A 26,230-nucleotide genomic window follows, 5' to 3' on the forward strand; every position below is an offset into this window, starting at 1 on the left:
AGGGCGGGGGGAGCGGGAGCGATACACAACGACCAGGGAGGTATCGCTCCCGCTCTGAAGCGACACGGCAGGAGACCGTGTTGGGAACGCTGATAAAGTAGCAGGCGGCGTGCCAAATATGCGATCCGGCGGAAATGCTGCGACACGATGGTTCGCACACGTTAACCATAAGCGAGATTTGTAAGAATTCCCGACAATTTTGGCACTGTTTTGCCAGTGTCGACGGCGAAAGATCGGATGCCGGTCGGCGATATTGTGTCGCTGCCACGAACCTGTCCGGCCCGTTCATCCAGCGTTCAGCGCTTGCATGACTACAACTGTAGTCGTAATGAGATTACGCCTGTAGTCAGCCGAAAAGGGGGCTAGTCGATGAGCGAGCGGATCAGTGAAGCCGAACATGCGGTGATGGAGGTGCTCTGGGAAGAGGCCCCGCTGACCGCGAGCGAAGTCCATGAACGGATCGATCCGGCACGCGGATGGAGTGACAGGACCGTGAAGACCATGTTGTCGCGCCTGCTCGCAAAGGGCGTGCTCGTCCATGAAGAGGATGGGCGGCGTTACCTCTACCGTCCGGCGGTCGCCCGCGAGGATTATGTTTCGACCGAATCGCGGCGGCTGGTCGATCGGCTGTTCGGCGGGCGCGGTGCGGCGCTGGTGGCGCATCTGGCCGAACGCGACGAATTGAGCGACGACGATATCGTCGAGATCGAAGCACTGCTGAAGGCGCTCCGGTCATGAGCGGCTGGGTCGTCGAAACGCTCGTCGCGACCACCGCGCTGATGGTGGTCGTCCTTCTGGTTCGCGCGCAGGTTGCCGCGATGTTCGGCCCGCGCATCGCCTATCTCCTGTGGCTGCTGCCGGCTTTGCGCATGGTGCTGCCGCCGCTTCCCGACAGTTTCGGGCCTGCGCCGATCGAGCAGATTCCGGCGTTGGCGAAACTGTCGTTTCCCGATCTGCCGACGATCGACATGTCGGCGTTGCAGACCGGGGCGCAAGCCGTTCCGGCCGTCCCGTCGATCGACTGGCCGTTGTTGTTGCTCGGCATCTGGCTGGGCGGGGCGATGCTGATGATGGCCTGGCATCTATTCGCCTATCATCGGTTCGTCCGTTCGGCGTTGCGCGAGTCCGTCGACCTGCCCGAAATGGACAGCAACGGAATCGAGGTCTGCGCCAGCCGGTTGGTCGAGGGGCCGTTCGCCGCGGGCGTGCTGATGCCGACGATCGTGCTGCCGCACGACTACCGTACCCGCTACAGCGCCGAGGAACTGCGCCTGGCGATGACGCATGAGGCCGTGCACCACCGTCGCGGCGATCTGTCGATCAACATGGTCGCGCTCGCCATGCTGTCGCTGCACTGGTTCAATCCGGTCGCCTGGCGCGCCTGGCGTGCCTTCCGCGCCGATCAGGAACTGGCTTGTGATGCGGTTGTGCTCCAGGGCGCGACGGTGGATGAACGGTGCAGCTATGCGACGGCATTGGTCAAATCAGCCTGTCCGCGAACTCCCGTGGCGGCCTGCTCGCTCAATCCGCGCGACCAGCTCAAGACCCGGCTGCGCATGATGCGCGATGCACCGGAACGTGGGATGAGCGGGCGAGTGCTTGCGCTCGTGCTGGTCAGCGGCGGTCTGGCGATCACTGCGTCGGGGGGCATCGCGGCGGAGACGACCGCTGGAATCCGCGAGAAGATGCAGGTGCGCATGATCGAGCCTGTTGTCTCCGCCGTGTCGACCGGCATGGATGGCATCGTCGAAATCGCGCATGTCGCCGCACCGATCCCACCGGTTCCGCCGGTGCGCCCGGCAAGGCTGGCGAATGTCGATGCGCCGGTTCCACCTGCTCCGCCTGTTCCCCCCATTGCGCCGATCGCGCCCGCGCTGTCCGAAATGCCGGCCGTGCCTACGGCTCCCAGGGCGCCAATACCACCGTCTCCGCCCGCTATGCCGGTGGTCGCGATGAGCTTCGACGAGCATGGCATGGCGATGCGTATCGCCGCCGATGCGGCGCAGAATCGGGCCGAGCAGATCCGCCTGGCGGTCACGACCGCGCGCAAGGCCACGGCATGCAACGGCAAAAGTGGTGCGCTGATCTCGATCGCGGATGACACGCGCAACGAGCGTCGCAACGTCACCTTTTGCGGTCGGGGTATCAGCGACGCCGAAGTGCGCAAGGTGCAGCTCAACGCCATGGTCCAGGCACGCAAGAGCCTGATCGAATCCCGGAAGATCGAGCGCGAACGGCTGCGTGAGGCTCTGGAGGGCCTCGATGCCGAGATCGAGCGGCTCAAGGATTCGATCGAAGATATGCATTGAACGAAGCGGAGGAGGAAAAACGAATGACAATGATCGCGAAGATGCTGGCCTGCGGTGCTGCGCTGGCGCTCTCGGGTGCGGCCGTGCAGGCGCATCCGCACAATGATGGCGACAAGGCCGAGGCGAACCAGGTCAAGAAGATCGTCATTCACAAACGCGACGGCAGTACCTCTGAAGTCGATGTCGATGCGGCACGCGAGAAGGCGATGCTGGCTGCCGGCGAACACTGCAAGGGCAAGCGCGCCCAGATCGATGAAGACGACAAGTCGGGCGCGGATGGCAAGGTCAACAAGAGTCGTATCGTCGTGTGTGCGCCGGACGATGGCACGCTGATCGCCGCGCTGCAAAAGGCCCGCACGCAAATCGGTGAGGAGAAAGCACTGAGCGATGTCCAGCGTGAGAAGGTGATCGCCTCGCTCGACCGCCAGATCGAGCAACTCAAGGCCGGCACGATCAGCAAATAATCCGCGTCTCGGGGAGGGAATCGGGCGACGCCGCGGATCCGTGGCGTCGCCCGATCTTGTTTCGCGCGCGGAAGCTGCCACATGAGCGGCATGGACGATTTTCCCACCGGCCAGACGATGCGGCTGACTCCGCTGGTACGGCGTATCCTGGCGCCCAATCCCAGCCCCTTCACCTATAGCGGCACCCAGACCTATGTGGTCGGCAATGGGGATGTCGCGGTGATCGACCCGGGCCCCGATGATCCAGTGCATGTCCAGGCCATATTGGAGGCGGTTCGTGCCGAACGCGTGGTCGCGATCTGCTGCACCCACACCCATCGCGATCATAGCCCGGCCGCTGCGCCGCTACGCGATGCAACCGGTGCGCCAGTGATCGGCTGCGCGCCGCTTGTGCTCGACGATAGCGGCCCGCGTGCCGACGCGGCATTCGATCGCCATTATGCGCCCGATCGCGTGCTGACCGACGGCGAGGCGATCACGGGTACGGACTGGAACCTGGTCGCGGTGGCGACGCCGGGACACACCTCCAACCATCTCTGTCTGGCCCTGCCCGAGGAAAAGGCGCTTTTCACCGGCGACCATGTGATGGGCTGGTCGACAAGCGTCGTTTCTCCGCCCGATGGTGACATGGCGGCCTATATGAAAAGCCTGGCGCTGCTGATGGAACGAGAGGACATCGTCTATTATCCCGCGCATGGCGATCCTGTGGAGCGTCCGCAGCGCTTCGTACGTGGCCTGATAGGCCATCGGAAGCAACGCGAAGGGCAGATATTGCGGCTGCTGAAAGGCGGCACAGGTGAAATCCCGGTGATGGTCGAACAAATGTACAAGGGTATCGACCCCAGGCTCTATCCTGCCGCAGGGCGATCGGTGCTGGCGCATCTGATCGACATGCGCGACCGCGGCGTGGTTCGTGAAGCCGAGCAGAGCTGGCAATTGATCGACTGAGATGATCATTCCCGCTTCTGCTTGCGGGATGACGGCATTAAAGGCAGCGCGACGCCCGCAAAAGCGGGTGCGACGACACAGCAAGGATCCGAGGGACATGGATGCACGTGGTGGAATTGGCGGAAGCCTGACGGGGCTGGACCTGCGCGCCGAGATCGAAAGGCTGCGCAAGGAACGCAACGCCGTGATCCTGGCGCATTATTACCAGAAGCCCGAGATCCAGGATCTGGCCGATTTCGTGGGAGATTCGCTGGAACTGTCGCGCAAGGCGGCGGAAACCGACGCCGATGTGATCGCCTTTTGCGGCGTCCGCTTCATGGCCGAGACAGCGAAGATCCTGAGCCCGCAGAAGATCGTCATCCTGCCCGACATGGAGGCGGGGTGCAGCCTTGAGGATTCGTGCCCGCCCGAAACCTTCAAGGCGTTCCGCGAGGCGCATCCCGATCACATCGCGCTGACCTATATCAATTGTTCGGCGGCGGTGAAGGCGCTCTCCGACATCATCGTGACGAGCTCCTCGGCCGAGAAGATCCTGAGCCAGATCCCCAAGGATCAGAAGATCATCTTCGGACCGGACCGGCATCTGGGAGGGTATCTGAAGCGCAAGGTCGGTCGCGACATGCTGTTGTGGCCGGGTGTCTGTATTGTGCATGAGGCGTTCAGCGAGACCGAGTTGCTGAAACTGAAGGCGCAATATCCCGGCGCGCCGGTCGCGGCGCACCCGGAATGCCCGGCGCATGTGCTCGATCATGCCGATTATGTCGGTGCGACGAGCGGCATCCTTGAATATGCGAAGACGATGGCGGGCGACACGCTGATCGTCGCGACCGAACCGCATATCATCCACCAGATGGAAAAGGCGGTTCCCGAAAAGACCTTCATCGGTGCGCCGGGTGCCGATGGTAACTGCAACTGCAATATCTGCCCCTATATGGCGCTCAACACGATGGAAAAGCTCTATGTCGCGCTGCGCGACCTGGAGCCCCGGATCGAACTGGACGAGGAGATGCGCGTCGCGGCGAAGAAGTCGCTCGATCGCATGCTCGAAATGGCGAGCGCCACGGTCGGCATGGGCGATCTCGGGCCGGCGAAGGTGACGGGTGACTGAGCCCTTCGGGTTGCCGGGCTTCGATCTCGGCGAGTTCGTCGCGGCCACCCTGGCAGAGGATCTGGGCGATGCGGGGGATATCACCTCCGCCGCCGTGATCCCGGCGGATGCGGCGTTCGGGGGGGTGATGGACAGTCGTGAGGCGGTGACGGTCGCCGGTCTCCCGATCGCCGAAGCTTTTTTCCGGACGCTTGATCCAGACGTCGTGATCGAGGCGCTGGTGAAGGATGGCGACAGGGTTCAGCCGGGAACCGATCTGCTGCGTCTGAAAGGCCACGCCCGCGCCATGCTGACCGCCGAACGCTCGGCGCTCAACACCGTCCAGCACCTGACCGGCATCGCCACGCTCACGCGTCGTTATGTCGATGCCATCGCCGGTACCGGCGCGGTCCTGCTCGACACGCGCAAGACCATTCCGGGACTGCGTTTGCTCGAGAAATACGCAACGCGGATGGGCGGCGCGCAAAATCATCGGATGGGCCTGTGGGACGCGGCGATGATCAAGGACAATCATGTCGCGGTCGCCGGTAGCGTGGGCGAAGCCGTCCGCCGCGCCGTCGATGCCGGGATCGAACGGATCATCGTCGAGGTGGACAGGGTCAATCAGATCGAACCGGCGCTCGATGCCGGCGCGACCCATTTGCTGCTCGACAATATGGATCCGGCGACATTGCGTGGCGCGGTGCGGCTGGTGGGCGGCCGCGTGCCGACGGAGGCCTCGGGCGGCGTGACGCTGGAAACGATCGGGACGATCGCCGAGACCGGCGTTACCTATATCTCGGTCGGCAGGCTCACCCAGTCGGCCCCCGCCGCCGATATCGGCCTGGACTTCGCATCGGCCTGACGGTCGCCGGCCCGAGGCATCACCCCTCGATCGTCACCGTCGAAGGGTGATGCTTGTCGAGATGCCGTCTGATGATGCGCAGATTCTTGCTGTTCGAACGGTAGAGGAAATCGAACAGATCGCCTGCGATCGGAACCGCACCGAGCAGCGTGTCGATGCCGACATTGGCGGCCATGCGGGCAAGCTGGAATTTGGACATGCCCAGATTACGCGCTTCCCAGACGATCCACGCGCCCATGGCCGCGGTCACGATATCCCCGACCACCGGAACGAGCCCGACGATCGAATCGAGCCCGATCGGCCGGTTGATGCCGGGAATGACGAAGACCCGTTCCAAGATCGCCTCCATCGCTTCCACGCGCTGGCGGATCGATGCGGGATCGCGCCCCATTTGGGGCAGGCCCTGGGCGATACGTTCGAACTGATCGGGTGACACGCGCATGCGACAATCCTCTCCTGAATGAACGATATGGGAGCTGTGCTCAGTCGTTCAACAGGTGATGCAATGGATGAGCGGCGCGGTTGTTGGTGCGGAAGCCGCGCAGCGACGGGCGAACCAGCGACCAGCGCAGCGGCGTCGCAAGCGGGATGAAGGGCGTATTGACGGCATAGGCCGCGTCGGCCTCGACCAGCCTTGCCGCACGTTCCGCCAGCGTCGAGGCGGCGCGCGAGGCGGCAAGTGCCGCGCCGCCGGTTTCGCCGCATGGCAGGCCGACTCCGCACGAAAGGCGCGTAAGATACCAGGTCGCGCTGTCATTGGGGGCGACTGAGTCGATCAGGCGCAGGTCGGCAGGCGCTTCGAAGGGGACACGCTGGGCGATCACGCCGATCCGGCCGAGGTCGATGGCGATCCGCGTGAACAGCAGCCGTGCGCCAGGGCCTTTGGGCAACGCGATCCGCATGCGCGGAAATTCGGGATTGTTCCCGCGCCATGCGGTGACGCGCCCGCGCGCGAGCGCGATCCGCTGCGCCATCGGCAGGGCCGCCCATTCTGGCAATGCCGGACCGGCGGGCATTTCCAACCGATCCGGAACGATCGACAGCATCGGTTTCCAGTTTGGAACGCCGAAAGCCGACACCAGCGCGTCGCGATCGATGGCCATCGCGATCGCCGCGCGATTTTCGGCGCTGCTCAGGAAACCTTCCTCGCTCGTGACCGCAAGACCGAACAAGCCTCGGGCCGGATCGAAGCGAAGCTGCGTCGTCGGCGGATCCAGCGCGCGCGCGACCGCGAGATCGACAAACGTCCCCCCCAGCACGAGATCGGCCTGGCCACGGCCGTAACGGGCAAGTGCGCGCGCCGCCCGTTCCGCGTGCAGCGCCACCGGATAGCGCGCCTGCTGCTCCTCGGGAAAATCGGGATCGGCGATCGGTGCCAGCGCGATCACGCCGTTTCTCTGCCCTGTGATGCGATATGGGCCGGTGCCTTGCTTGCGCTGGAGGAAACCCATCTCCGGTTGGGTAAGCAGGTCGAGGAAATGCGGGCGTGGGCGGCTGAGGCGGATTTCCAGGATTTCCGGCGTGACGGCGACGATTTCATCCACCGCGCTGAAATAGGGGGCGAAGCGATTGCCCTGTCCCGGATTGACCGCGGCGCGCAGGCTGCGCGCCAGTTCCTCCGTCGTTACCCTGCGGCCGGGTCGCCATTCGGCGCGGCGCAGCCTGAAGATATAGCTCAGTCCGTCATCCGAAACGATCCAGCGCTGTGCAAGTCCGGGTTCGATCCGCCCCGACGCGTCGAGCGCGACCAGCCCCTGCGCAACCGACAGAAGCAATGCGGCTTGCGGTGCGGCCGCCTCATCGCGCCCTACGGCGGTGATCTCAGGCGTAGGCCCGATGACGCTGACCCGGATCGGCCCGTCGGGTTCGTCCTGATTCCCGCATCCAGCGAGCGACGCGGTCGCCACGGCGGTGAGGGCCACGCGCAGGACTCGACGGACAAAGAGCCGGACATACGGCCACACCGCTGGATCACCATGGGTCATCATGTTGTGATCGGGGTTACCGTAACCCTGCCGACGCGGCAAATGCTGATGGTCGTCTCGGCCGCCTCAGGCCAGCCGCTCGACGATCATTCGGCGGATCGCTTCCTGGCGGCTGATCGATGGATCCTCGCGCGCGATCCAGTCGTCGAGCGCGGCGACGAGATCCCTGTCGAGCCTTATGCCGACGAGGATCTTCGCACCACCGCCTTCGCTCTCGATACGGGGCCATCCCACGGCGGAATGTCTCATGATACGCTGCCTCCATTACAGGCCGGCCGATTGCAGGGCCGGCATGGAGAGAACGATCGAAGCGGCCGAATTCATCCGCGTGTTGCGATCACGGCTTGCGTTGCGATGCTTCCCCGTTCCATGAGGGCCGCCGCGCCCCCTTGGCGAAATTGGTAGACGCACGGCACTTAAAATGCCGAGCCTTAGGGCGTCCCGGTTCGAGTCCGGGAGGGGGCACCAGGCGGATGGATCGGGCACGATTCGTCAGCGCCCAGGCTTCAGATGTCGATCGAAGAAGGTTGCGATCAAGCGATAGGCTTCGATCGATTCCGGCATGTCCGGCCAAACGAAGAATGCGTGCGGCAGGCCGTCGAACAGATGCAGTTCGGAAGATACGCCCGCAGCGCTCAGGCCGCGGTGCGCGAGCGTCAGTGCACTGGCCGCGAAATCGCGGCTTCCCGCGAGCAGCAGGGTCGGCGGCATGGCGGCGATCTCTTCCCGCGACGTCATCGGATAGGCCAGCGGATCGCCCGCCGCTATTCCGGCGAGATAGGCCGTCGGGAGTGTGCCGGGTAGCGGATCGACCGGGGCTGGGCCCGATCCGGTGGTCGGGCCGGCCAGATATGGGCCGTCGCCGCTATAGGGCGCGCCGGTTCCACAAAAGGTTCCGATCGCGCCAGGCCTTGGAAGTCCCTGCTTGCGGATCCACGCGGTCGCCTGTGCGGTGATGATACCGCCCGCCGAACAGCCATAAATGCCGATCGTGGCGGCGCGGTGGCTCTTCAGCAGCGCACGATAGACGGTGGTCACGTCCTCGGATGCTGCGGGATAGCGGTTCTCCGGGGTCAGTCGGTAGTCGACGGTGACGACCTCGATCCCCATGACGGCGGCGATCGGGATCGCTTCCACCAATGCGCCGCTGCCGGATCCCCACATGAAAGCGCCGCCATGGACATTGATCAGCACGCGCCTGCGCTGGCGGGCAGCGACGCCGCTTCGCGGGGTGACGATGTGGACGGGAACGCCGGCGATCGTGGTCTCCCGCTCGCTGGTCTGAAAATGCCGGCGCATCTCCGCCAGGCGATCGTCGTTATAGCGCTGGAAAAATGCGCGGGACTTGGCGATGTCGCCCTTGAAATCCGGACTTCTCGCGGCGGCCATGCGCGCCAGGACCTGCCTGGCTTCGGCGCTGAGCTGGCTGGACGGGGGCAGGGTGAAGGCCGGCACCTGCTGTGCGGCGGGATCCTGCGCGACGGCCGGCATCGCGCAGAACAGGCTCGCGATCGTAATGGCTGATCTCATTGCTTGTCTTTCCCTGTCCGTCCGTTCGAAGTGCGCGGCATGATCCGATGGCGTCCCGCAAGCATCGCCTGCTTGCATGATCTTTCGTCCCTACCCAAACAGGATGATGCCGGGGCACGCCCGCTTGCCCGTGGCTGGATGGTCGGATACGCGGGCTTATGGTGCCGGGCCGCGATCCGGCATCGACATTGGGGAAAAGACGCATGGCGGACAATGGGCGCGTGACCATGGCGGATGTCGCCCGGATCGCTGGCGTCTCCAAGATCACGGTCTCGCGCGCGTTGAGCGGGAGCGAACTGGTCCGCCCGGAAGTCCGCGATCGTATCCGCGATGCCGCCGCCGCCGCGGGCTACCGGATCAATCTGGCCGCGCGCGATCTTCGGCTGCGCCAGCGCCGGCGCGTCGCGGTGGTGATCGACATGTCCGCGACCGACGACCGGCCGATGTCGGATCCCTATCCGCTGGCGCTGCTGGGCGGCATCGTCCAGGAATGCGCCGTGGCGGGCTTCGCGGTGGTGCTGACCACCAGCGATCCGCGAATGAGCGCCGAAGTGCAGGATGCGAGCGGGATCATCGTGCTGGGCCAGGGCTCCCATCACCATGCCGTGCGGGCGCTCGCCGCGCACGATGTTCCCATGGTGGTCTGGGGCGCCGATGACGGCGTCGAATCCGCGCTCGGGGTTGTGGTGATCGGCGGCGATAATCGCCGGGGCGGCGAGCTGGCGGCCGAACATATGCGCGCGCATGGCCGTCAATCGCTCATCTTCCTGGGTGACAGCAGCCATGCCGAGCTTGCCGGCCGGCTCGAGGGGTTCAGGGCTGGCATCGCCGGGCATGGTGCGCGGCTGATCGCCGCGCACAGCAGCGGCTTCACGATCGAGAGTGGCGCCGCCGCCATGGCGTCGCTGATCAGGCAAGGGATAGCTTTCGACGGCGTGTTCGCTGGCAGCGATCTGGTCGCGATCGGCGCGATGCGGGCGATGCGCGAGCATGGCCTGCTGCCTGGCCGAGACGTTTCGGTGGTGGGGTACGATGATTCGCCCGCCGCTGCGGCGCATGTGCCGCCATTGACCAGCATCCGGCAGGACTGGACGGAAGGCGGGCGGCTGCTGGCATCGACCCTGCTCGCCAGCCTGGAGCCTGACGGCGCCCCGCCGGCATCCGCCAGGATCGTTTCCGCCAATTTGATCAGTCGCCAAACCTGAATTCCTCCCCGAATCCTTCTTTATGATATCGATACCAATTTTGCTTGGTATCGATATCATTTCCCGCTAAGGCAAGCCTATTGCCGCTCTGACGGCTTGAAACAGGGGAGGAGAGTCGGTGCTCGCCGACGGTGATTCGACGATGACGAGCGCGCGGTCGGGCGGCGATGCTGGCGCCGGCTGGCTTTTGACCTTGTCCGACATTCCGGCCGATCGCGAACCCTGGGCCGAAACGCTTTGCGCGCTTTCGAACGGTGCGCTCGGCGTGCGCGGCGTGATCGAGGAAGCTCCGGCGGGGCGCCCCTCGACCTTCCTTGCCGCGGTGTTCGAGCAGAATCCGATCCACTATCATGAGCAGCTCAAGGGTTTTGCGACCAGCACCGATACGCGTGTGCCGGTGGCGGACGGCACGGTTGTCGAGCTGTTCGTCGATGGCGTCTCGATTGGATCGACGCTCTGGCCCGCCACCAGCGAGCGCGTGCTGGACCTGCGCACGGGCGTGCTGACGCGGCGCTGCGTGTGGGACAGCGCGCATGGCCGGATCGCGGTCACATCCGAACGGGTTGTGCCGTTTGACACCGACGCGACGATTGCGACGCGATTGACGATCGAGGCGCTCGACCGACCGGTAGTGGTCGAGGTCCGCTCGCTGCTGTTGCCATCGGTGGCCGGCGCGGCGCAGGGCGATGATCCGAGGATCGGTGCCTCGGGGGACGGGCAGGGGCTGGAAACGATCGTCCGCGATGCGGTGCGCGGCCTGCTGGTCCAGCGCACCCGTCGAAGTCACATCGAAGTGGCGGCCGCGATCGCGCACGACCTGACGGGTGAGCCGCTCGATGTCGCGGGTGGAGTCGGTACGCGGCTGGTGGCGAAAACGGCGCCTGGGCGACCCTTCCGGTTTGAAAAAATGGTCGCCTATCGCTGGCGCGATGGTGGCGCGGATCGTGACGTGCGCGCGGCGATCGCGCGCGGGTTCGCAGCGATCGCCGAGGCACAAGCAGATGCGCTTTCCTCCTTCTGGCGCGACGCCGACGTCGTGATCGACGGAGACGATCGGGCCGCGCTCGCGCTCAGGCTGAACATGTTCCACGTCTTCCAGGCGGCCAGCCGGACGGGAGAGACGGGTGTCGCGGCCAAGGGGCTGACCGGCGAAGGCTATGAAGGCCATTGCTTCTGGGACAGCGAGATCTTCGTCCTGCCAATGCTGGCATGTACCGCGCCGCGGCTTGCCCGGGCGATGCTCGATTACCGCTTCTCGACGCTTGAGGCTGCGCGCGCCAATGCGCGGGCGCTCGATCTCGATGCCGGCGCGCTCTTCGCGTGGCGGACGATCGCGGGGCGCGAATGCTCCGCCCATTATCCAAGCGGTTCGGCGCAATATCATATCAATGCCGATATCGCCTTTGCCGTCGGCCTCTACGATACGACGACCGGCGATCTGGATTTCCTCGCCGAAAAGGGCGCGGAACTGCTGATCGAGACCGCCCGGATCTGGCCGCTGCTGGGGCATGATGCAATTGATGGATCGGGCGAGTTTCGCATCCATGGCGTGACCGGCCCGGACGAATATACCGCGCTCATCGACAATAACTGGTACACTAACCGCATGGCGCAGGCGCATCTGCGCCTCGCCGCGAACAGCGTCGACCGGCTGCGTGCCGAACGGCCGGACGCATGGCACGCGATCGCGGCGCGCCTGGCGGTGACGGACGAGGAAGTGGCACGTTGGCGCTCGATCGCCGATGCGATGCGCCTGCCTTATGACGAAACGCTCGATATCGACGCGCAGGACGACAGCTTCCTGTCCAAGCCGCGCTGGGATATCGCGGGAACGCCCCCGCGCAAATTCCCGCTGCTGCTCCATTATCATCCGATGACGCTTTATCGGCACCAGGTCGCGAAACAAGCGGATCTCGTCCATGCCTTGATCCTGGCGGGCGAGGATATCGATCGCGATCGCAAGCGCCGCGCCTTCGATCACTACGCGTCCGTGACCGTTCATGATTCGACGTTGTCGGCCTGCGCATTCTCGATCCTGGCGAGTGAGGTGGGCCGCGATGCGGAAGCCATGCGCCATTTCCGCGAGGCGGCGTTCGTCGATCTCGAGGATCGGCACCGCAACACGCATCATGGCGCGCATATGGCGGCGATGGCCGGTAGCTGGCAGGCTCTGGTCTGGGGTTTCGCCGGCTTTCGTCCGATCGGCGGCATCCCCCATTTTTCTCCTGTTTTGCCCGACGCATGGGATCGTTATGCGTTCACCCTGTCGTGGCGGGGATCCCGTCTGCATGTTGAAGTGACGGGCGACGGTTGTGGCTATTCACTGTCATCGGGGCCGTCACTGCCGCTGTGTCACGGCGATACCGAGATCCTGCTCGCACCGGGCGATCGCAGATGGTTCGGCGACACCGCACGATGAGGCATCCACCCCCCATCTCCGCGGTCCTGTTCGACCTGGACGGCGTGCTGACCGACACCGCCCACGCACATTATGCTGCCTGGAAAAGGCTGGCCGACGAATTGGGCGTGCCCTTCGACGAAGCGACGAACGAGGCGCTGAAGGGCGTCGACCGCATGGGATCGCTCGATCTTCTGCTTCGGCATGGCGGCCTTTCCGTCGATCAGGCAGGCCGCGAGGCGCTGGCGAGCCGCAAGAACGGATGGTATCTTGAGGCGATCCAGGCTTACGGCCCCGCCGATCTTTTTCCCGGCGCGCGCGAGGCCTTGTACGCTGTACGCGGCGCCGGTCTGCGCAGCGCCCTGTGCTCGGCCAGCCGGAATGCACCTGCCCTGATCGATCGCCTGGGCATCGCGGACCTGTTCGATGTCGTCGTGGACCCGGCGTCGGTCGCGCACGGCAAGCCGGCGCCCGACATCTTCCTGGCCGCCGCCCGCCAACTCGACATGTCCCCAGATCGATGCCTGGGTGTGGAGGACGCGCCGGCCGGTGTCGCGGCGATCCATGCCGCCGGCATGTTCGCGATCGGCATCGGCGATCCGCAGGTGCTTTCGGACGCGGATCGCGTCATTCCCTCCATCGCCGATTTCCGGCTGGAGAATTATCATGCCCGCTGAGATGGCGATACGCGCGCAGCGCCGGCGGGTCGCGCTTGCGCTGATCCTCACCTACGCGAATTTCGCGATCCTGCTGAACAGCGTCGGCACGGTGATCCTTCAGGCAATGCTGAGCTTCGGTATCGCCAAGGCCGAAGCCGCGATCCTCGAAGCCTTCAAGGATCTGCCGATCGCGATCGTTTCGCTCGCCGTCGCGGCGATATTGCCCCGGTTCGGCTATCGTCGTGCGATGATCGTGGGGCTGTGTCTGGTCGCGGCGGGGGCGCTGGCCATGCCGCTGATCCCGTCATTCGCCACGGCCAAGCTGATGTTCCTGTTGACGGGGGTGGCATTCGCGCTCGTCAAGACCTCGACCTACGCGACGATCGGGCTGGTGACTGAAGACCGGCGTTCCCACGCAGCCCTCACCAACCTGATCGAAGGGTTGTTCATGGTCGGCGTGCTCGGCGGTTATTGGTTGTTCGCCGCCTTCATCGATCCCGCCGATCCGTCGGGCAACGGCTGGCTCGATGTCTACTGGATCCTCTTCGCTGTCGCGCTGGCCAACATGGCGTTGCTCGCGGCGAGCCCCTTCGACGAACGCGGCGCCGTCGATCCCGCGTCGTCCGGCCCGATCCAGGATATGCGGGCAATGATGGCGCTGGTCGCGCGCCCTGCGGTGTTCGTGTTCGTTTTCTCGGCATTCCTCTACGTGCTGATCGAGCAGGGCGTGGGCACCTGGCTGCCCACATTCAATGCCGAAGTGCTGCATCTGCCGACGGCGATGAGCGTACAGGCGGCGAGCCTGTTCGCTGCTGCACTCGCGATCGGCCGGTTGGGGGCAGGGGGGCTGGTTCGCGTGGCCGGTGGGCTGCCGGTGCTGCTGGGATGCATCGTCGGCATTCTGGCGGTCGTCCTGATCGTCATGCCGATCGCCGCGCGATCGTCGCCGCATCCGGACATGAACTGGTTCAACGCGCCGCTCGCAACTTATGCGATGCCGCTGATCGGGCTGTTCCTGGCGCCGATCTATCCGACGATCAACTCGACGATCCTGTCATCGCTGCCACGCGAACGGCATGCCGCGATGACCGGGCTGATCATCGTCTTCTCCGCGCTCGGCGGCACCACCGGCTCTCTGGTGACGGGCCGGGTGTTCGCGGCGCTGGGCGGCGCGACTGCCTTCAAACTTGTGGTCGTTCCCGCGCTGTTGCTCGGGCTGCTGCTGGTGCTGATGCATCGGATGCTTGGTGAAAGGGCGGCCGCACAGGCGGTCACGGACTGATTTTGGGGCGAAGGCACATGAAAACGAGATATGCAGGGAAAGGAAAAACACCGATGATTTTCGACACGCGCACAGTGTTGCTGGCCTCCGCGGCTTCGGTCCTGATGACGGCGCCGGCCTATGCCGAGGATAATGGCGCTGCCGGAGCCGGCCAGTCGCAACCGGCTGGATCCGCCAATGATCAGGGCGGCGACGACTCCGCTGCGAATGATATCGTTGTCACCGGCACGGCGCGGTCGAGCGGCCTGCGCCGGCTGGATGCCGGCTTCTCGATCACGACGGTCACGGCGGAAGACCTGCAGCGCATCACGCCGCTGAGCACCGCGGACGTGCTCAAGACGGTGCCGGGCACCTATATCGAGTCATCCGGCGGCGTCGCGGGCCTGCGCGTCGGCGTGCGCGGCTTTCCGATGAACGGCGGCGGGCAATTCTCCACCGTCCAGCTCGACGGCACCACCTTGTTTCCGCCCAATACCCTGGGCTTCATCGAAAGCTTCAGCCTGTTCCGCGTCGACGACACCGTCGAACGCACCGAGGTGCTTCGTGGCGGCCCCAGTCCGATCTTTTCCAACGGCCAGCCGGGCATCACGCTCAACTTCATCCAGAAAAAGGGCAAGGACGTTCCCGAAGGAAGCGCACGCGTCACGGTCGGCGCCGAAGGCCTTTACCGGTTCGACGGGTTCCTGGGCGGCAAGATCGGCGAGGGCTGGTATGCGACGGTCGGTGGTTTCTATCGCGTCAGCGACGGCCTGCGCGATACCCAGTTCCGCGCCGATGACGGCGGGCAGATAAGCGCGACGCTCACCCATCGCTTCGCGGATGGTGAAGTGACGGTGTGGGCCCGCCGCGTGAAGGATTCCAATGTCTTCTTCTCGGGTGCACCGTTGCTGTCCTCCGCCAGCGGAAAGCTGAGCGTCTATCCCTTCTTCGATCAGCGCAAGGATGCGTTGGCCGGCGAGGATACCCGTTTGCTCACCTTCCAGGTGACGCCGGGCGCCACGCCGGGGACGATCAACCGCGATTTCTCCGACGGGCGGACCATCAAGCTCACCCAGTTCGGCGGCAGCTTCGATTTCACGCCCGGCGATTGGCGCATCAGCAACAAGATCGGGTATCTGACGGGCACGGCGGACACGCGCGCGATCTTCACCAGCGCCGTTCCGACCACGCTGAGCGCCTATATCGCGGGACGGGTGACCGCGATCAACGCGACCCCGGGAATCGTGGCCGCCGCCGGTCTCGCGACCTCAGGCACGGCGCGGTTCACCTCCACGGGCACCGCGATCACCGACGGCAACCAGCCCGTGATCGTCGCCGGCTTCTGGTCGATCGACAAGCATGTCGAAACCTTCACCAACGATCTGCGCGTGAGCCGGACTTTCGGACAGCATAATTTCACGATCGGATCCTATTTCGCGACGCATTCGATCAGCGACCTTTGGTACCAGGGCAACAATGCGCTGCTGGCGTTCGAACCGAATGCCCGTCGCATCGATGTGACGCTCAACAACGGCGCGCAGATCACACAGAATGGCTTCACGGGCTATGCCACCAACAATTTCAGCGACAGTTTCGACGGCACGAACATCGCCGGCTTCATCGCCGACGAATGGGAAGTAAGCGACGCGCTGCGCGTCGATGCCGGCGTGCGCGTGGAACATTACAAGACGAGCGGTTCGGTCGGGCTTGCCTCGAACGTCAACCTCGATAACAACCTGCTGACGGTCTACAACAATGCCGTGTCCGTGCTCACCGGGCAGACGCGCGCTTATGAATATTCGAAGACGCAGTTCTCCTACACCGCAGGTGCGAATTATTACATCACGCCGCGCCTCACCACCTTCGTGCGGATCAACTCGGGCTTCCGCTTCCCCACCTTCGACGAAATCTATGGCGGCTTCCGCACCGTCCAGAAGGTCAAGCAATATGAACTGGGCTTCAAGACGGCGCAGCGGTTCCTGGATGCATCGCTAACGCTGTTCCGCAACGACTTCGAAGGCCAGACCTATTCGCAGCAGGTGGTGAACCCGACCACGGGCGCGATCACCACCGTGATCGCGGTCGCCGGATCGCGGACCTGGGGCGCCGAACTCGAAGGCGCGCTGCGTCCGACGCGCAACCTTGCGATCAACTTCAACGCCACCGCCTTCCGCGCACGGTTCCGCGATATCGACGCCGGCGTCGCCAATGGCGTCCAGAACGGCTATCGGGTGCCGCGCCAGCCGAGCTTCCAGGCGCGGATCGGCCCCAGCTACATGATCCCGTTCGATGGCGGCGATCTGACGCTGTTTGGCGCCTATACCCATGTCGGCGCGCGCTTCTCGGACATCCAGAACCTTCAGAAGCTGCCCGCCTATGACACGATCGATCTGGGCGCCGCGCTGAAGGTCGATCCGTTCGAACTGCAGGTGACGGTCAACAACCTCACCAACACGCTGGCGTTGACCGAGGGCAATGCGCGGATCATCGGCACCACCGGCGGATCGGTCATCGCGCGCTCGAACTTCGGCCGCTCCTTCCAGGCGACGGCGGTGTATCGCTTCTGATCGCGCACGCCGGGCCGCTGCCGGCCCGGCGCTAAAGGAGAAAGAGGGTATGGAGATGAAGCGCAGGGAGGTCCTGGGCATCGGGGCCGGCGCGGTGCTGGGTCTCGCTCAGGCGGGGCGGGGGCTAGCCGCCGGACTCGATCGCGCACGCAGGCGCAATGTGCTGCTGGTGGTGAGCGACGACCAGGGGCTCGACCTGGGAAGCCTTGGCGTTGCGGTGAAGACGCCGCATCTCGATGCGCTGGCGAAAGAGGGCACGCGCTTCGATCATGGCTATGCCGCGGTATCGTCATGCAGCCCGAGCCGGGCCACGCTTTATACCGGGCTCTACACCCACCAGAACGGAATGTACGGGCTGGCGCACGACGTTCACAACCAGTCGCTGAGGGACGGCGTGGAAACGCTTCCGGCCCTGCTCAAGGCGTCAGGATATGCGACCGCGCTTGTCGGCAAGAAACATATCCGTCCGGACAGCGCCTTTCCATATGACGCGGAGCTTGCGCCCGAGAAATCGGGCATCCGCGACGTCGCGCTGATCGCCGACGCGACCGAGCAGTTCGTCCGCGCTGCCGGAGACAAGCCCTTCTTCGTCACCATCGGCTATAGCGATCCGCATCGCGCGCCCGTCAATTTCGGGAACGACCGGCCCTGGCCCCGGGTGGAGGAGGTCAGATATGATCCGGCGCGCGTGACGGTGCCTTCGCATCTGCCCGATTTGCCGCAAGTGCGCGCCGATCTCGCGCAATATTATGAATCGATCAGCCGCCTCGATCAGGGTGTCGGCATGTTGCGCACCATGCTCGAGAAAACGGGGCATAGCGATGATACGCTGATCATCTTCCTGAGCGACAATGGCCGGCCCTTTCCGGGCGCCAAGACCAATCTCTATGATCCGGGGCTGCATCTGCCGCTGATTGTGCACGCGCCGGGCGTGGGCGGCGGGGCTGTGTGCGACGCGATGGTGAGTTGGGTCGATATCGCACCGACGATTTTGGCGTGGACGGGAACGGCGGGGCCGCGCCAAGCGCTTCCCGGACGTTCGCTGTTGCCGCTGCTGGGGCAACGCAGCGCACCCGGCTGGGACGAGATCTTCGCCAGCCACGAATTTCATGAGATCAATCAATATTATCCAATGCGCGCGATCCGCACGCGCACGCGCAGCTATATCGAGAATCTCGCCTGGCAATTGCCCTATCCGGTCGCGGGCGACGTGGCGGGGTCGGAGAGCTGGAAGGCGATCGCGTCGGATTCCCGGATCCGGATCGGGCGGCGAACCCAGGCGGCCTATCTCCAGCGCCCGGCGCGCGAATTCTACGATCTCACGCGCGATCGCGACGAGGTGGTCAACCTTGCCGAACAGGCGGATCGACGCGTGGAGCGCGAGGCCCTGGCTTCGCGGCTGACCGCGTGGCGGGCCGCGACCAGGGATCCGTGGCTGGAAGGCCAGACCTCCCCGCATCAGCCGGAGCAGCATTGACTGTCCGCCAGTCTATTGCGCGCGAGATGATGCTTGTGGTCGTTGCAGTCGGCAGGGTCAGCGCCTAAATATCCGACCCATGCAGCCGATCATCTCGATCTCGGATCTCACCAAGACTTACAAATCCGGCCACCAGGCGCTGAAGCGCGTGGATCTGGAGATTCGCAAAGGTGAGATCTTCGCCTTGCTTGGCCCCAATGGGGCCGGCAAGACCACGCTCATCAGCATCATCTGCGGGATCGTGCGGCCAAGTTCGGGCATGGTGACCGCCGATGGCCACGACATCGTGCGCGACTATCGCGCCGCGCGCACCAAGATCGGGCTGGTGCCACAGGAACTGCATACCGACGCGTTCGAGACGGTGCTCGCCACGGTCAGCTTTTCGCGCGGGCTGTTCGGCAAGGCGCCCAACCCGGCCTATATCGAGAAGATCCTGCGCGACCTGTCGCTGTGGGACAAGCGCAAGTCCAAGATCATGGAATTGTCGGGCGGCATGAAGCGCCGCGTGATGATCGCCAAGGCGCTGAGCCACGAGCCCGAGATCCTGTTCCTCGACGAGCCGACCGCCGGCGTCGATGTCGAGCTGCGCCGCGATATGTGGGGGCTTGTCCACGAACTACGCCAGAGCGGTGTCACCATCATCCTGACCACTCATTATATTGAGGAGGCCGAGGAGATGGCCGATCGGGTGGGGGTGATCAGCAAGGGCGAACTGATCCTGGTCGAGGAAAAGACCGCGCTGATGAAGAAGCTCGGCAAGAAGACGCTGACGCTCAACCTGTCCGAGCCGATGACGGCACTTCCGGACGGGCTGTCGGACTGGACGCTGGAGTTGAAGGACGACGGCCATGAGCTTGAATATGTGTTCGATACGCATGACGAGCGCACCGGCATTCCGTCGCTGCTGCGGCGGATGAGCGACCTCGGCATCGGCTTCAAGGACCTCAACACGCGCCAGAGCTCGCTGGAGGAGATCTTCGTGAGCCTCGTCCATGACGGCGCGGGGAGCAAATGATGGCGTTCAACCTTCACAGTGTCTGGGCGATCTACAAGTTCGAGGTCGCGCGCTTCGGGCGGACCGTGCTGACCAGCCTGATCACGCCGGTCATCACCACCTCGCTTTATTTCATCGTCTTCGGCTCGGCGATCGGATCGCGGATGACGGAGATCGGCGGGGTGCCCTATGGCGCGTTCATCGTGCCGGGGCTGATGATGCTGACGATGTTCACGGAGAGCATCTTCAACGCCAGCTTCGGCATCTACATGCCCAAATGGTCGGGGACGATTTACGAACTGCTCTCCGCGCCGGTTTCGGCGTTCGAGACCGTCGTCGCCTATGTTGGTGCGGCGGCGACCAAATCGATCGTCATCGCCTCGATCATCTTCGCGACCGCGCACCTGTTCGTCGATGTGCAGGTCGCTCATCCGCTGGCCATGATCTTCTTCATGCTGCTGATGGCGGTCACATTCTGCCTGTTCGGCTTCATCCTGGGCATCTGGGCGCAAAGCTTCGAACAGCTTCAGGTCGTGCCGATGCTGGTGGTGATGCCGATGACCTTTCTGGGCGGCGCCTTTTACTCGATCGATATGCTGCCCGCGGCGTGGCGGACGGTCACCTTGTTCAATCCGGTGGTCTATCTGATCAGCGGTTTCCGCTGGACCTTCTTCGGCAAGAGCGACGTCGCGATCGAAGTGAGCCTGATCGCGGTCTTCGTGTTCCTGCTGATCTGCCTCGGCGTCGTCGGCTGGATGTTCCGGACGGGATATCGGCTGAAGAATTGAGGGCGGAATATCTTGCCAGATATCAGCTTTCGCATCCGTATGGGATTCGAGGGCTGGAATTGGGGGCAGGCCGAGCCGAGCCGTGGACGATCGCGTCACGCGGTCAAAATCGAGAAACTTGAAAACCGGAGCACCGCGCAGTTCAGCACGTCGGCGCCGGAAGCACAGAATATCGCCGTTTTCAGGCCGGCATAACCCGAATTGCGCGCGCCTCAGACGTTCAGGCGCTCGCGCATTTCCTTGCCCGGCTTGAAATAAGGGACACGTTTCGCGTCCACGTCCACCGACTCGCCGGTGCGCGGGTTGCGGCCGACGCGGGCCGTGCGTGCGCGCGTCGAGAAGGCGCCGAAGCCGCGAAGCTCGACGCGTCCGCCTTCTGCCAGGCGTGCGGTGATCTCGTCGAAGAACACATCGACGATGCGCTCCACATCCTTGATCGAAAGATCGGGATTTTCGCCGGCGAGCCGCTGGACGAGTTCTGATCGGATCATTCCCAAACCCCTAAACCACATTGGCAAAGCCCCGACCCATCCCGACAAGGGCCGGCCGCCCGAAAACCGGACGGAATTTTCCTGGAAACCGGCGAAGGATATCGACGGCTAACCTCGATCAACTTGCCCAAAAACGCTTCAAATCGCAAGTTTTTCTGCGAAACATTCGGGAACGGTCGTGCCGAAGCGGGACCATGGAATCAGGCAGTCGATTGGAAAGACTGGCGAATTCCACTCAGCCTCAAAAAACCACTCCAAAGCGCGAAGGTCGTTTCGGCAGCGAATCGCTCGTTATTCGTGCCGAAGCGCGTCGATCGGATTGAGTTGCGCCGCACGACGAGCCGGAAAATAACCGAATACCACCCCGATCGCGGCTGAGAAAAGAAAGGCAAGCAGGTTGATCTTCACGTCGAAGATGAAAGGAACCTGCATCAGCGGTGCGATCGCGATTGACGCGATCAAGGCGATGAACATGCCGATCAATCCGCCCAGGCACGACAGCACGATCGCTTCGACCAGGAACTGAAGCAGCACTTCGCTGGCGACCGCGCCGATGGCGAGGCGGATGCCGATCTCGCGCGTGCGTTCAGTCACTGAAACCAGCATGATGTTCATGATGCCGATACCGCCGACGAGCAGGGAGATCGCTGCCACCGCCGCGACGATCTGGGTCAGGATCGTCGTGGTGCCGGTCAGCGTGTCCGAGATCTGCTTGGTATCGAACACGTTGAAATTGTCCTGGTCGCCGGGCTTGATGCGGCGCCGTTCGCGCATCAGTCCCTCCAGCGAGGTCTGCACGACCGACGTGTCATAAGCGTCGTCGACAGCGACCATGATCAGGCCGAGGTCGCGGTTGCCGGTGAATCGCCGCTGGACGAACTTGATCGGCATCACCGCCACATCGTCCTGATCCTGGCCGAAACCGCCCTGGCCCCGTGTGGTAAGAACGCCGACCACCTGGCAACTGATGCCCTTGATACGGAAGCGCTGGCCGAGCGGATCGGCCTGTTTGAACAGGTTGCGCCGCAGCGTGCTGCCGATGATGCAGACCGGTTTACCGGCTTCTTCCTCCTCCGGCATGAACAGTCGCCCCGATTCCAGCGCCCATTGCTGCGCCTCGAAATAGGACGCGGTGGTGCCGTTGATCGTCGTCGACCAGTTGTTGCCTTCGTAGATCGCGGTGCCCGACGTCTGCGCCTGCGGCGCGACGGCACGGACCCCGGTGATCTGGTTGGCGATCGCGGTCACGTCTTCTGGTTTGAAATCGGGCGGCCGTGGTCCACCGCCGCCGCGGCCGAAACCCTGGCCTGGGCGAAGCTGAAGGATATTCGCACCCAGGCTGGCGATCTGCTCGCGCACCGCAGCGGTCGCGCCATTGCCCAGCGTGGTCATGGTGACGACCGCCGCCACGCCGATGATGATGCCCAGCGTCGTCAGGAAAGATCGCAGCTTGTGGCGCAGGATCGCGCGGAAGGCGAGCGTGACGGTGGTGCCCAGGATCATGCGCGCTGCCCCTTTTCGATCCGTTCGACCAGCCCGTCCTTGAAATGGACGATGGTGTTCGCGAAGGCCGCCATGTCGGGCTCGTGCGTCACCATCAGCACGGTGATGCCGCTGTTGCGATTGAGGTCGGTGAGCAACTCCATGATCTCGATCGAGCGCTCGCTGTCGAGATTGCCGGTCGGTTCGTCGGCCAGCAGCACGTCGGGGTTGGTCACGATCGCGCGCGCGATGGCGACGCGCTGCTGCTGACCGCCCGACAGTTCGGCCGGGGTATGATCCCACCAGGGTTTCAGCCCGACCTTGTCGAGCGCGGCCATGCCGGCGTCGTAACGCGCCTTCTTGTCCTCGCCGCGATAAAGCAGGGGCAATTCCACGTTCTCGAGCGCGGTCGTGCGGCTCAGCAGGTTGAAGCCCTGGAAGACGAAGCCGAGATAGCGGCGGCGGAGCAGCGCGCGCTGGTCGCGATCGAGCGATTCGACTCGATGCCCCTTGAACTCGAACGATCCGCCGCTCGGCACGTCCAGACAACCGAGGATGTTCATCGTCGTCGACTTGCCCGAGCCCGACGGCCCCATGACAGCGATGAAGTCGCCACGCTGGATGTCGAGATCGACGCCCTTCAGCGCCTGAAAGGCTGTCGGGCCGCTGCCATAGGTCTTGGTGACCCCACGCAGGCGGATGATCGGATCATTGGCCATTGGGCGCGGCCGCTCCGCCGGATTGTCCGCGCTGGCGGCGTTCCGGTGTTTCGGCCCCGCCGCTGTCTCGCGGCGAAGTCGTGCTGGCACCGGCGGCGGTGCCGGTCTGACCGGAGCCGGATGGCGGTAAGGTCGCGGGCGTCGTTCCGTTGGCGGGCGCATCCGGGCCGCCGCGCTTGCCGCTGCCACGCGCTTGGCCCTCGCCGCGATCCGCTTCTGGCGCCTGCTGTCCGGCCGCGAGCTGGCCGGTGATGACTTTCATGCCTTCCTTGAGGTCGCCGCCGGTGATGACCGTCCGATTGCCGTCGCTGTCGCCGATGACGACGTCGATCGACTTGGGTTTGCCGTCGTCGCCCACCACATAAACAGTCTGGCGGCTCCCCGCGCCGAAACTGACTTCACGCGTGGCGCGATTGCCGAAGCGGCGGGGGCCGGGAACGATCTGGCTGGTGATCCCGCCGCGCTGGCTACCACCGGCCTGTTGCGGATTGAAACGGAGAGCCGAATTGGGGACGAGCAGGACGTTCTGAAGCTGCTTCGTGACGATATCGGCGGTCGCGGTCATGCCCGGCCGGAGCGTCTCGTCAGCGTTCTGGACCGAAAGGACGGCGGTATAGGCGACCACGGTGCCCGTGCTCGACGATGCCGCCGACGAGGAGGACGACGAACTGCTGCTGCTTGCGGCGTTGGAGCCGACATTCACCCGCGTGATCCGGCCTGGGAAGTGGCGACCGGGAAAGGCGTCGACGGTGAAGGTCGCTTCCTGCCCGTCCTTGACCTGGCCGACATCGGCTTCGTCGACTGAAACCTCGACCTCCATCTGCTGAAGATTCTCGGCAATGGTGAACAGCACCGGTGCGTTGAACGATGCCGCCACCGTCTGGCCCGGCTCGATATCGCGCGACAGCACGACGCCGTTGACCGGAGAGACGATCTGCGCGCGGCTGAGGTTGAACTGGGCGGACGAAAGCTGCGCGCGCGAAACCTCGACCTGCGCCTGGGCCGAACGCACCTGCGCCACTGCCTGGCGGAAATTTGCGCGTGCCGTGTCGAGTTCGGTCTTCGATGGCACCTTGCCGCCCGACAGCCTGAAAACCTCCTCCTGGCGCGCGAGGGTCGCGCGCGCGAGGGCTTCCTGCGCCTCGGCCTGAGCGACGCCGGCCTGTGATGCGGAAAGCTGGGAACGGCTTTGCGTCACCGCGTCGTTCAACCGCGCGGGATCAAGAATTGCGAGCAATTGCCCCTTGGTGACCCGGTCGTTCACGTCGACATAGACTTCGGTGATCAGGCCCGATTGCTCGGAGCCGACATCCACCTGATTGATCGGCTTCAGGTTGCCCGTGGCGGAAACGGTGACGGTCAGATCGCCCTTGCGCGCCTCGCGCGTGGTGTAATTGGGTTCCTCGCTGCCGCCGAAGCAGCGCGCGACCAACAGCACAAGAATGATGAGCAGCGCCAGCGCCCCGCCGCGCACCGCCCATTTGCGCCAGGGCTTGCCGGGTTGAACGCCCAGGAAATCGTCGAGGCCGGCGGTGGTCGTGGTATCGTTCATCGGGCAATTCCGTCCATGCTTTGCCATCCGCCGCCGAGCGCGCGATAGAGTTGAACAACCGCCTGCGCCTTGTCCGCGCGGCTGGAGGCCAGGCTGTTGCGCGCCGAGAGCAAGGATTGCTCGGTCTGCAGGAGCGTCTGGAAATCGGTGAGGCCGGCGCGATACTGGCTGCGTGCCAGGATCGCCGAATTATTGGCGGCATCGAGCGCCGTCGTGAACTCGCCCATGCGCGTGCCGGCTGAACCGAGTGCGTTGACCCCATTCTCGACATCCTCGAGCGAGGTGAGCACAGTCTGCTTGTACGCGGCAAAGGCGGCGTCGGCCGCCGCCTGCTGCGAACGCACGGCCGAGCGGCGTCGTCCGCCGTCAAAGATCGATTGAGCGATGTTTGCGAAGAGACCGCCGGTGATGGTGTCGAACAACCCACCGAGCGAGAAGGCGCTGGTGCCGATATTGCCCGTGATTCGAAGCGAGGGCAGCAGATCCGCCTCGGCGACGCCGATCCGCGCGCTCGCGGCGGCGAGCGTGCGTTCCGCTGCGCGTACATCCGGGCGCTGGCGCAGCGTGTCGGCGGGAATGCCGGTCGCGATAGTGTCGGGCGCGGACGGGATCGGGGCGGATGCCTCCAGTGCGGCCGTCGCGGCACCCGGCGCCTCGCCGGTCAGCACGGCGATCCGGTTGAGTGCGCCGCGATACTGGACTTCGATGCTCGGGATCGACGCAGCCGTCCTTGCACGTTGCGCGCGTGCCTGTTCCTGATCGAGCGACGAGACCAGTCCGGCCTGGACGCGCCAGCCCGCGATATCGAGATTCTCGCTGTCATTGGTCAGGGTCTCACGCGCGATACGCAGTTGTTCCTGCGACAGGCGCGCCTGGATGTAATTGGTCGCGACTTCGGCGACGATGGCGACGCGGACATTGGCGAGATCATAGCCCGCGCCCTCCGCATCGGCGCGTGCCGCCTCGATCGAGCGGCCGATGCCGCCGAAGATATCGATTTCCCACGCCGCGTCGCCGCCGAGCGAGAAACTGCTGCGATCGGTGCCCGGGCTGCTGAAATTACGTCCTGCGCCAGCAGAGGCGTCGAGCGTCGGCAACAACCCGGCGCGCGCCTGCACCAGCGCTTCGCGTGCCTGGCGAAGCCTGGCGGTGGCCTGGGCAAGATCGAGATTTGCGGCGGTCGCGCGTTCGACAAGCGCATCGAGTGCGGGATCGCCCAATTGCGTCCACCAGTTCGCCATGGTTTCCGGGGACAGCGGCGCGCCGCTGCCCTGAATGTAGGACTGGGGAACCCCGAGCTCGGCCGGGGGCGCGGGCCGGTAATCGGGCCCTGCCGCACACCCCGCGACCAGCGAGGCGAGGCTCAATGATAGGATCAGCTTGCTGGGCACCCGTGGATTGACTCCGTTTCCGCCTGAACGGGGAATGAAATTCATGCGGCTTGCGTGC

At 64.6% G+C, this 26,230-nt stretch carries 23 protein-coding genes and 1 tRNA gene; 15 read left to right on the top strand and 9 right to left on the bottom strand.

What is annotated here, in order from left to right:
• The first annotated feature begins 369 nt into the window (after positions 1–369).
• The 6 genes from ACODTA_RS02270 (at position 370) to nadC (ending at position 5,673) form a co-directional block, all read left to right on the top strand.
• Positions 370–738, top strand: coding sequence for a BlaI/MecI/CopY family transcriptional regulator (locus ACODTA_RS02270; RefSeq protein WP_489064185.1), 369 nt, complete (start codon positions 370–372; stop codon positions 736–738).
• A complete protein-coding gene (locus ACODTA_RS02275; protein ID WP_489064186.1) occupies positions 735–2,309 on the top strand; it encodes a M56 family metallopeptidase in 1,575 nt (524 codons plus the stop codon). Before ACODTA_RS02270 ends, ACODTA_RS02275 begins: the two co-directional genes overlap by 4 nt.
• 29 nt (positions 2,310–2,338) lie before the next feature.
• Positions 2,339–2,773 (top strand): hypothetical protein, encoded by a 435-nt coding sequence (locus ACODTA_RS02280; RefSeq protein ID WP_489064187.1) that lies wholly within the window; start codon positions 2,339–2,341, stop codon positions 2,771–2,773.
• A gap of 81 nt (positions 2,774–2,854) precedes the next feature.
• Positions 2,855–3,721, top strand: a complete 867-nt coding sequence (locus tag ACODTA_RS02285) for an MBL fold metallo-hydrolase (protein WP_489064188.1) — start codon at positions 2,855–2,857, stop codon at positions 3,719–3,721.
• A gap of 97 nt (positions 3,722–3,818) precedes the next feature.
• Positions 3,819–4,829 (top strand): quinolinate synthase NadA, encoded by a 1,011-nt coding sequence (gene nadA / locus ACODTA_RS02290; protein WP_489064189.1) that lies wholly within the window; start codon positions 3,819–3,821, stop codon positions 4,827–4,829.
• Positions 4,822–5,673: a carboxylating nicotinate-nucleotide diphosphorylase gene (nadC, locus tag ACODTA_RS02295; protein WP_489064190.1), complete on the top strand. Its 852-nt coding sequence runs from the start codon at positions 4,822–4,824 to the stop codon at positions 5,671–5,673. Before nadA ends, nadC begins: the two co-directional genes overlap by 8 nt.
• Positions 5,674–5,692: 19 nt before the next feature.
• On the opposite strand, the gene ACODTA_RS02300 is transcribed toward nadC, so the two are convergent.
• The 3 genes from ACODTA_RS02300 to ACODTA_RS02310 form a co-directional block, all read right to left on the bottom strand.
• The gene (locus ACODTA_RS02300) at positions 5,693–6,115 is read right to left on the bottom strand and encodes a DUF4112 domain-containing protein (RefSeq protein ID WP_489064191.1); all 423 of its coding nucleotides are present in this window, start codon (positions 6,113–6,115) and stop codon (positions 5,693–5,695) included.
• Between the two features lie 40 nt (positions 6,116–6,155).
• Positions 6,156–7,595, bottom strand: coding sequence for an ABC transporter substrate-binding protein (locus ACODTA_RS02305; RefSeq protein ID WP_489064192.1), 1,440 nt, complete (start codon positions 7,593–7,595; stop codon positions 6,156–6,158).
• Positions 7,596–7,724: 129 nt separating this feature from the next.
• Positions 7,725–7,907, bottom strand: a complete 183-nt coding sequence (locus ACODTA_RS02310) for a hypothetical protein (protein WP_489064193.1) — start codon at positions 7,905–7,907, stop codon at positions 7,725–7,727.
• A 134-nt stretch (positions 7,908–8,041) separates the two neighbouring features.
• Here ACODTA_RS02310 and ACODTA_RS02315 point away from each other — a divergent pair.
• A tRNA-Leu gene (locus ACODTA_RS02315) sits at positions 8,042–8,126 on the top strand.
• A gap of 24 nt (positions 8,127–8,150) precedes the next feature.
• Here ACODTA_RS02315 and ACODTA_RS02320 read toward each other — a convergent pair.
• Entirely contained in the window at positions 8,151–9,188 is a 1,038-nt protein-coding gene (locus ACODTA_RS02320; protein ID WP_489064194.1) for an alpha/beta hydrolase, read from the bottom strand.
• Positions 9,189–9,391: 203 nt separating this feature from the next.
• Here ACODTA_RS02320 and ACODTA_RS02325 point away from each other — a divergent pair, with 203 nt between their 5' ends.
• From ACODTA_RS02325 to ACODTA_RS02360, 8 genes are all read left to right on the top strand, one after another.
• On the top strand, positions 9,392–10,393 hold the full coding sequence (locus ACODTA_RS02325; RefSeq protein ID WP_489064195.1) for a substrate-binding domain-containing protein: 1,002 nt from the start codon (positions 9,392–9,394) through the stop codon (positions 10,391–10,393).
• A gap of 118 nt (positions 10,394–10,511) precedes the next feature.
• Positions 10,512–12,812: a glycoside hydrolase family 65 protein gene (locus ACODTA_RS02330; protein WP_489064196.1), complete on the top strand. Its 2,301-nt coding sequence runs from the start codon at positions 10,512–10,514 to the stop codon at positions 12,810–12,812.
• The gene (pgmB, locus tag ACODTA_RS02335; RefSeq protein WP_489064197.1) at positions 12,809–13,468 is read left to right on the top strand and encodes a beta-phosphoglucomutase; all 660 of its coding nucleotides are present in this window, start codon (positions 12,809–12,811) and stop codon (positions 13,466–13,468) included. The genes ACODTA_RS02330 and pgmB overlap by 4 nt, the downstream gene beginning before the upstream one ends.
• Complete coding sequence (locus tag ACODTA_RS02340; RefSeq protein WP_489064198.1) at positions 13,458–14,732, top strand: MFS transporter; 1,275 nt, start codon at positions 13,458–13,460, stop codon at positions 14,730–14,732. The genes pgmB and ACODTA_RS02340 overlap by 11 nt, the downstream gene beginning before the upstream one ends.
• A gap of 53 nt (positions 14,733–14,785) precedes the next feature.
• The gene (locus ACODTA_RS02345; protein ID WP_489064199.1) at positions 14,786–17,278 is read left to right on the top strand and encodes a TonB-dependent receptor; all 2,493 of its coding nucleotides are present in this window, start codon (positions 14,786–14,788) and stop codon (positions 17,276–17,278) included.
• A gap of 55 nt (positions 17,279–17,333) precedes the next feature.
• Positions 17,334–18,755 carry a sulfatase family protein gene (locus ACODTA_RS02350; protein ID WP_489064200.1) on the top strand — a complete coding sequence of 474 codons (1,422 nt, stop codon included), beginning with the start codon at positions 17,334–17,336 and terminating at the stop codon, positions 18,753–18,755.
• A gap of 79 nt (positions 18,756–18,834) precedes the next feature.
• Positions 18,835–19,770, top strand: a complete 936-nt coding sequence (locus ACODTA_RS02355; protein ID WP_489064201.1) for an ABC transporter ATP-binding protein — start codon at positions 18,835–18,837, stop codon at positions 19,768–19,770.
• A complete protein-coding gene (locus ACODTA_RS02360) occupies positions 19,770–20,537 on the top strand; it encodes an ABC transporter permease (protein WP_489064202.1) in 768 nt (255 codons plus the stop codon). Before ACODTA_RS02355 ends, ACODTA_RS02360 begins: the two co-directional genes overlap by 1 nt.
• Positions 20,538–20,749: 212 nt before the next feature.
• On the opposite strand, the gene ACODTA_RS02365 is transcribed toward ACODTA_RS02360, so the two are convergent.
• The 5 genes from ACODTA_RS02365 to ACODTA_RS02385 form a co-directional block, all read right to left on the bottom strand.
• On the bottom strand, positions 20,750–21,028 hold the full coding sequence (locus ACODTA_RS02365) for an integration host factor subunit beta (RefSeq protein WP_489064203.1): 279 nt from the start codon (positions 21,026–21,028) through the stop codon (positions 20,750–20,752).
• Positions 21,029–21,319: 291 nt separating this feature from the next.
• Complete coding sequence (locus ACODTA_RS02370) at positions 21,320–22,528, bottom strand: ABC transporter permease (RefSeq protein ID WP_489065378.1); 1,209 nt, start codon at positions 22,526–22,528, stop codon at positions 21,320–21,322.
• Positions 22,528–23,229, bottom strand: a complete 702-nt coding sequence (locus ACODTA_RS02375; RefSeq protein ID WP_489064204.1) for an ABC transporter ATP-binding protein — start codon at positions 23,227–23,229, stop codon at positions 22,528–22,530. Before ACODTA_RS02375 ends, ACODTA_RS02370 begins: the two co-directional genes overlap by 1 nt.
• On the bottom strand, positions 23,219–24,781 hold the full coding sequence (locus ACODTA_RS02380) for an efflux RND transporter periplasmic adaptor subunit (RefSeq protein WP_489064205.1): 1,563 nt from the start codon (positions 24,779–24,781) through the stop codon (positions 23,219–23,221). Before ACODTA_RS02380 ends, ACODTA_RS02375 begins: the two co-directional genes overlap by 11 nt.
• Positions 24,778–26,172 carry an efflux transporter outer membrane subunit gene (locus tag ACODTA_RS02385; RefSeq protein WP_489064206.1) on the bottom strand — a complete coding sequence of 465 codons (1,395 nt, stop codon included), beginning with the start codon at positions 26,170–26,172 and terminating at the stop codon, positions 24,778–24,780. Before ACODTA_RS02385 ends, ACODTA_RS02380 begins: the two co-directional genes overlap by 4 nt.
• Positions 26,173–26,230: the final 58 nt, after the last annotated feature.

The organism is Sphingomonas sp. FG14 (assembly GCF_057809675.1).

Bases quoted from the DNA above. Each gene is read 5' to 3' on its own strand.
- ACODTA_RS02270 (WP_489064185.1), top strand. From the start codon at position 370: ATGAGCGAGCGGATCAGTGAAGCCGAACATGCGGTGATGGAGGTGCTC.
- ACODTA_RS02275 (WP_489064186.1), top strand. From the start codon at position 735: ATGAGCGGCTGGGTCGTCGAAACGCTCGTCGCGACCACCGCGCTGATG.
- ACODTA_RS02280 (WP_489064187.1), top strand. From the start codon at position 2,339: ATGATCGCGAAGATGCTGGCCTGCGGTGCTGCGCTGGCGCTCTCGGGT.
- ACODTA_RS02285 (WP_489064188.1), top strand. From the start codon at position 2,855: ATGAGCGGCATGGACGATTTTCCCACCGGCCAGACGATGCGGCTGACT.
- nadA (WP_489064189.1), top strand. From the start codon at position 3,819: ATGGATGCACGTGGTGGAATTGGCGGAAGCCTGACGGGGCTGGACCTG.
- ACODTA_RS02300 (WP_489064191.1), bottom strand. From the start codon at position 6,115: ATGCGCGTGTCACCCGATCAGTTCGAACGTATCGCCCAGGGCCTGCCC.
- ACODTA_RS02310 (WP_489064193.1), bottom strand. From the start codon at position 7,907: ATGAGACATTCCGCCGTGGGATGGCCCCGTATCGAGAGCGAAGGCGGT.
- ACODTA_RS02320 (WP_489064194.1), bottom strand. From the start codon at position 9,188: ATGAGATCAGCCATTACGATCGCGAGCCTGTTCTGCGCGATGCCGGCC.
- ACODTA_RS02325 (WP_489064195.1), top strand. From the start codon at position 9,392: ATGGCGGACAATGGGCGCGTGACCATGGCGGATGTCGCCCGGATCGCT.
- pgmB (WP_489064197.1), top strand. From the start codon at position 12,809: ATGAGGCATCCACCCCCCATCTCCGCGGTCCTGTTCGACCTGGACGGC.
- ACODTA_RS02340 (WP_489064198.1), top strand. From the start codon at position 13,458: ATGCCCGCTGAGATGGCGATACGCGCGCAGCGCCGGCGGGTCGCGCTT.
- ACODTA_RS02345 (WP_489064199.1), top strand. From the start codon at position 14,786: ATGATTTTCGACACGCGCACAGTGTTGCTGGCCTCCGCGGCTTCGGTC.
- ACODTA_RS02350 (WP_489064200.1), top strand. From the start codon at position 17,334: ATGAAGCGCAGGGAGGTCCTGGGCATCGGGGCCGGCGCGGTGCTGGGT.
- ACODTA_RS02355 (WP_489064201.1), top strand. From the start codon at position 18,835: ATGCAGCCGATCATCTCGATCTCGGATCTCACCAAGACTTACAAATCC.
- ACODTA_RS02360 (WP_489064202.1), top strand. From the start codon at position 19,770: ATGGCGTTCAACCTTCACAGTGTCTGGGCGATCTACAAGTTCGAGGTC.
- ACODTA_RS02365 (WP_489064203.1), bottom strand. From the start codon at position 21,028: ATGATCCGATCAGAACTCGTCCAGCGGCTCGCCGGCGAAAATCCCGAT.
- ACODTA_RS02375 (WP_489064204.1), bottom strand. From the start codon at position 23,229: ATGGCCAATGATCCGATCATCCGCCTGCGTGGGGTCACCAAGACCTAT.
- ACODTA_RS02380 (WP_489064205.1), bottom strand. From the start codon at position 24,781: ATGAACGATACCACGACCACCGCCGGCCTCGACGATTTCCTGGGCGTT.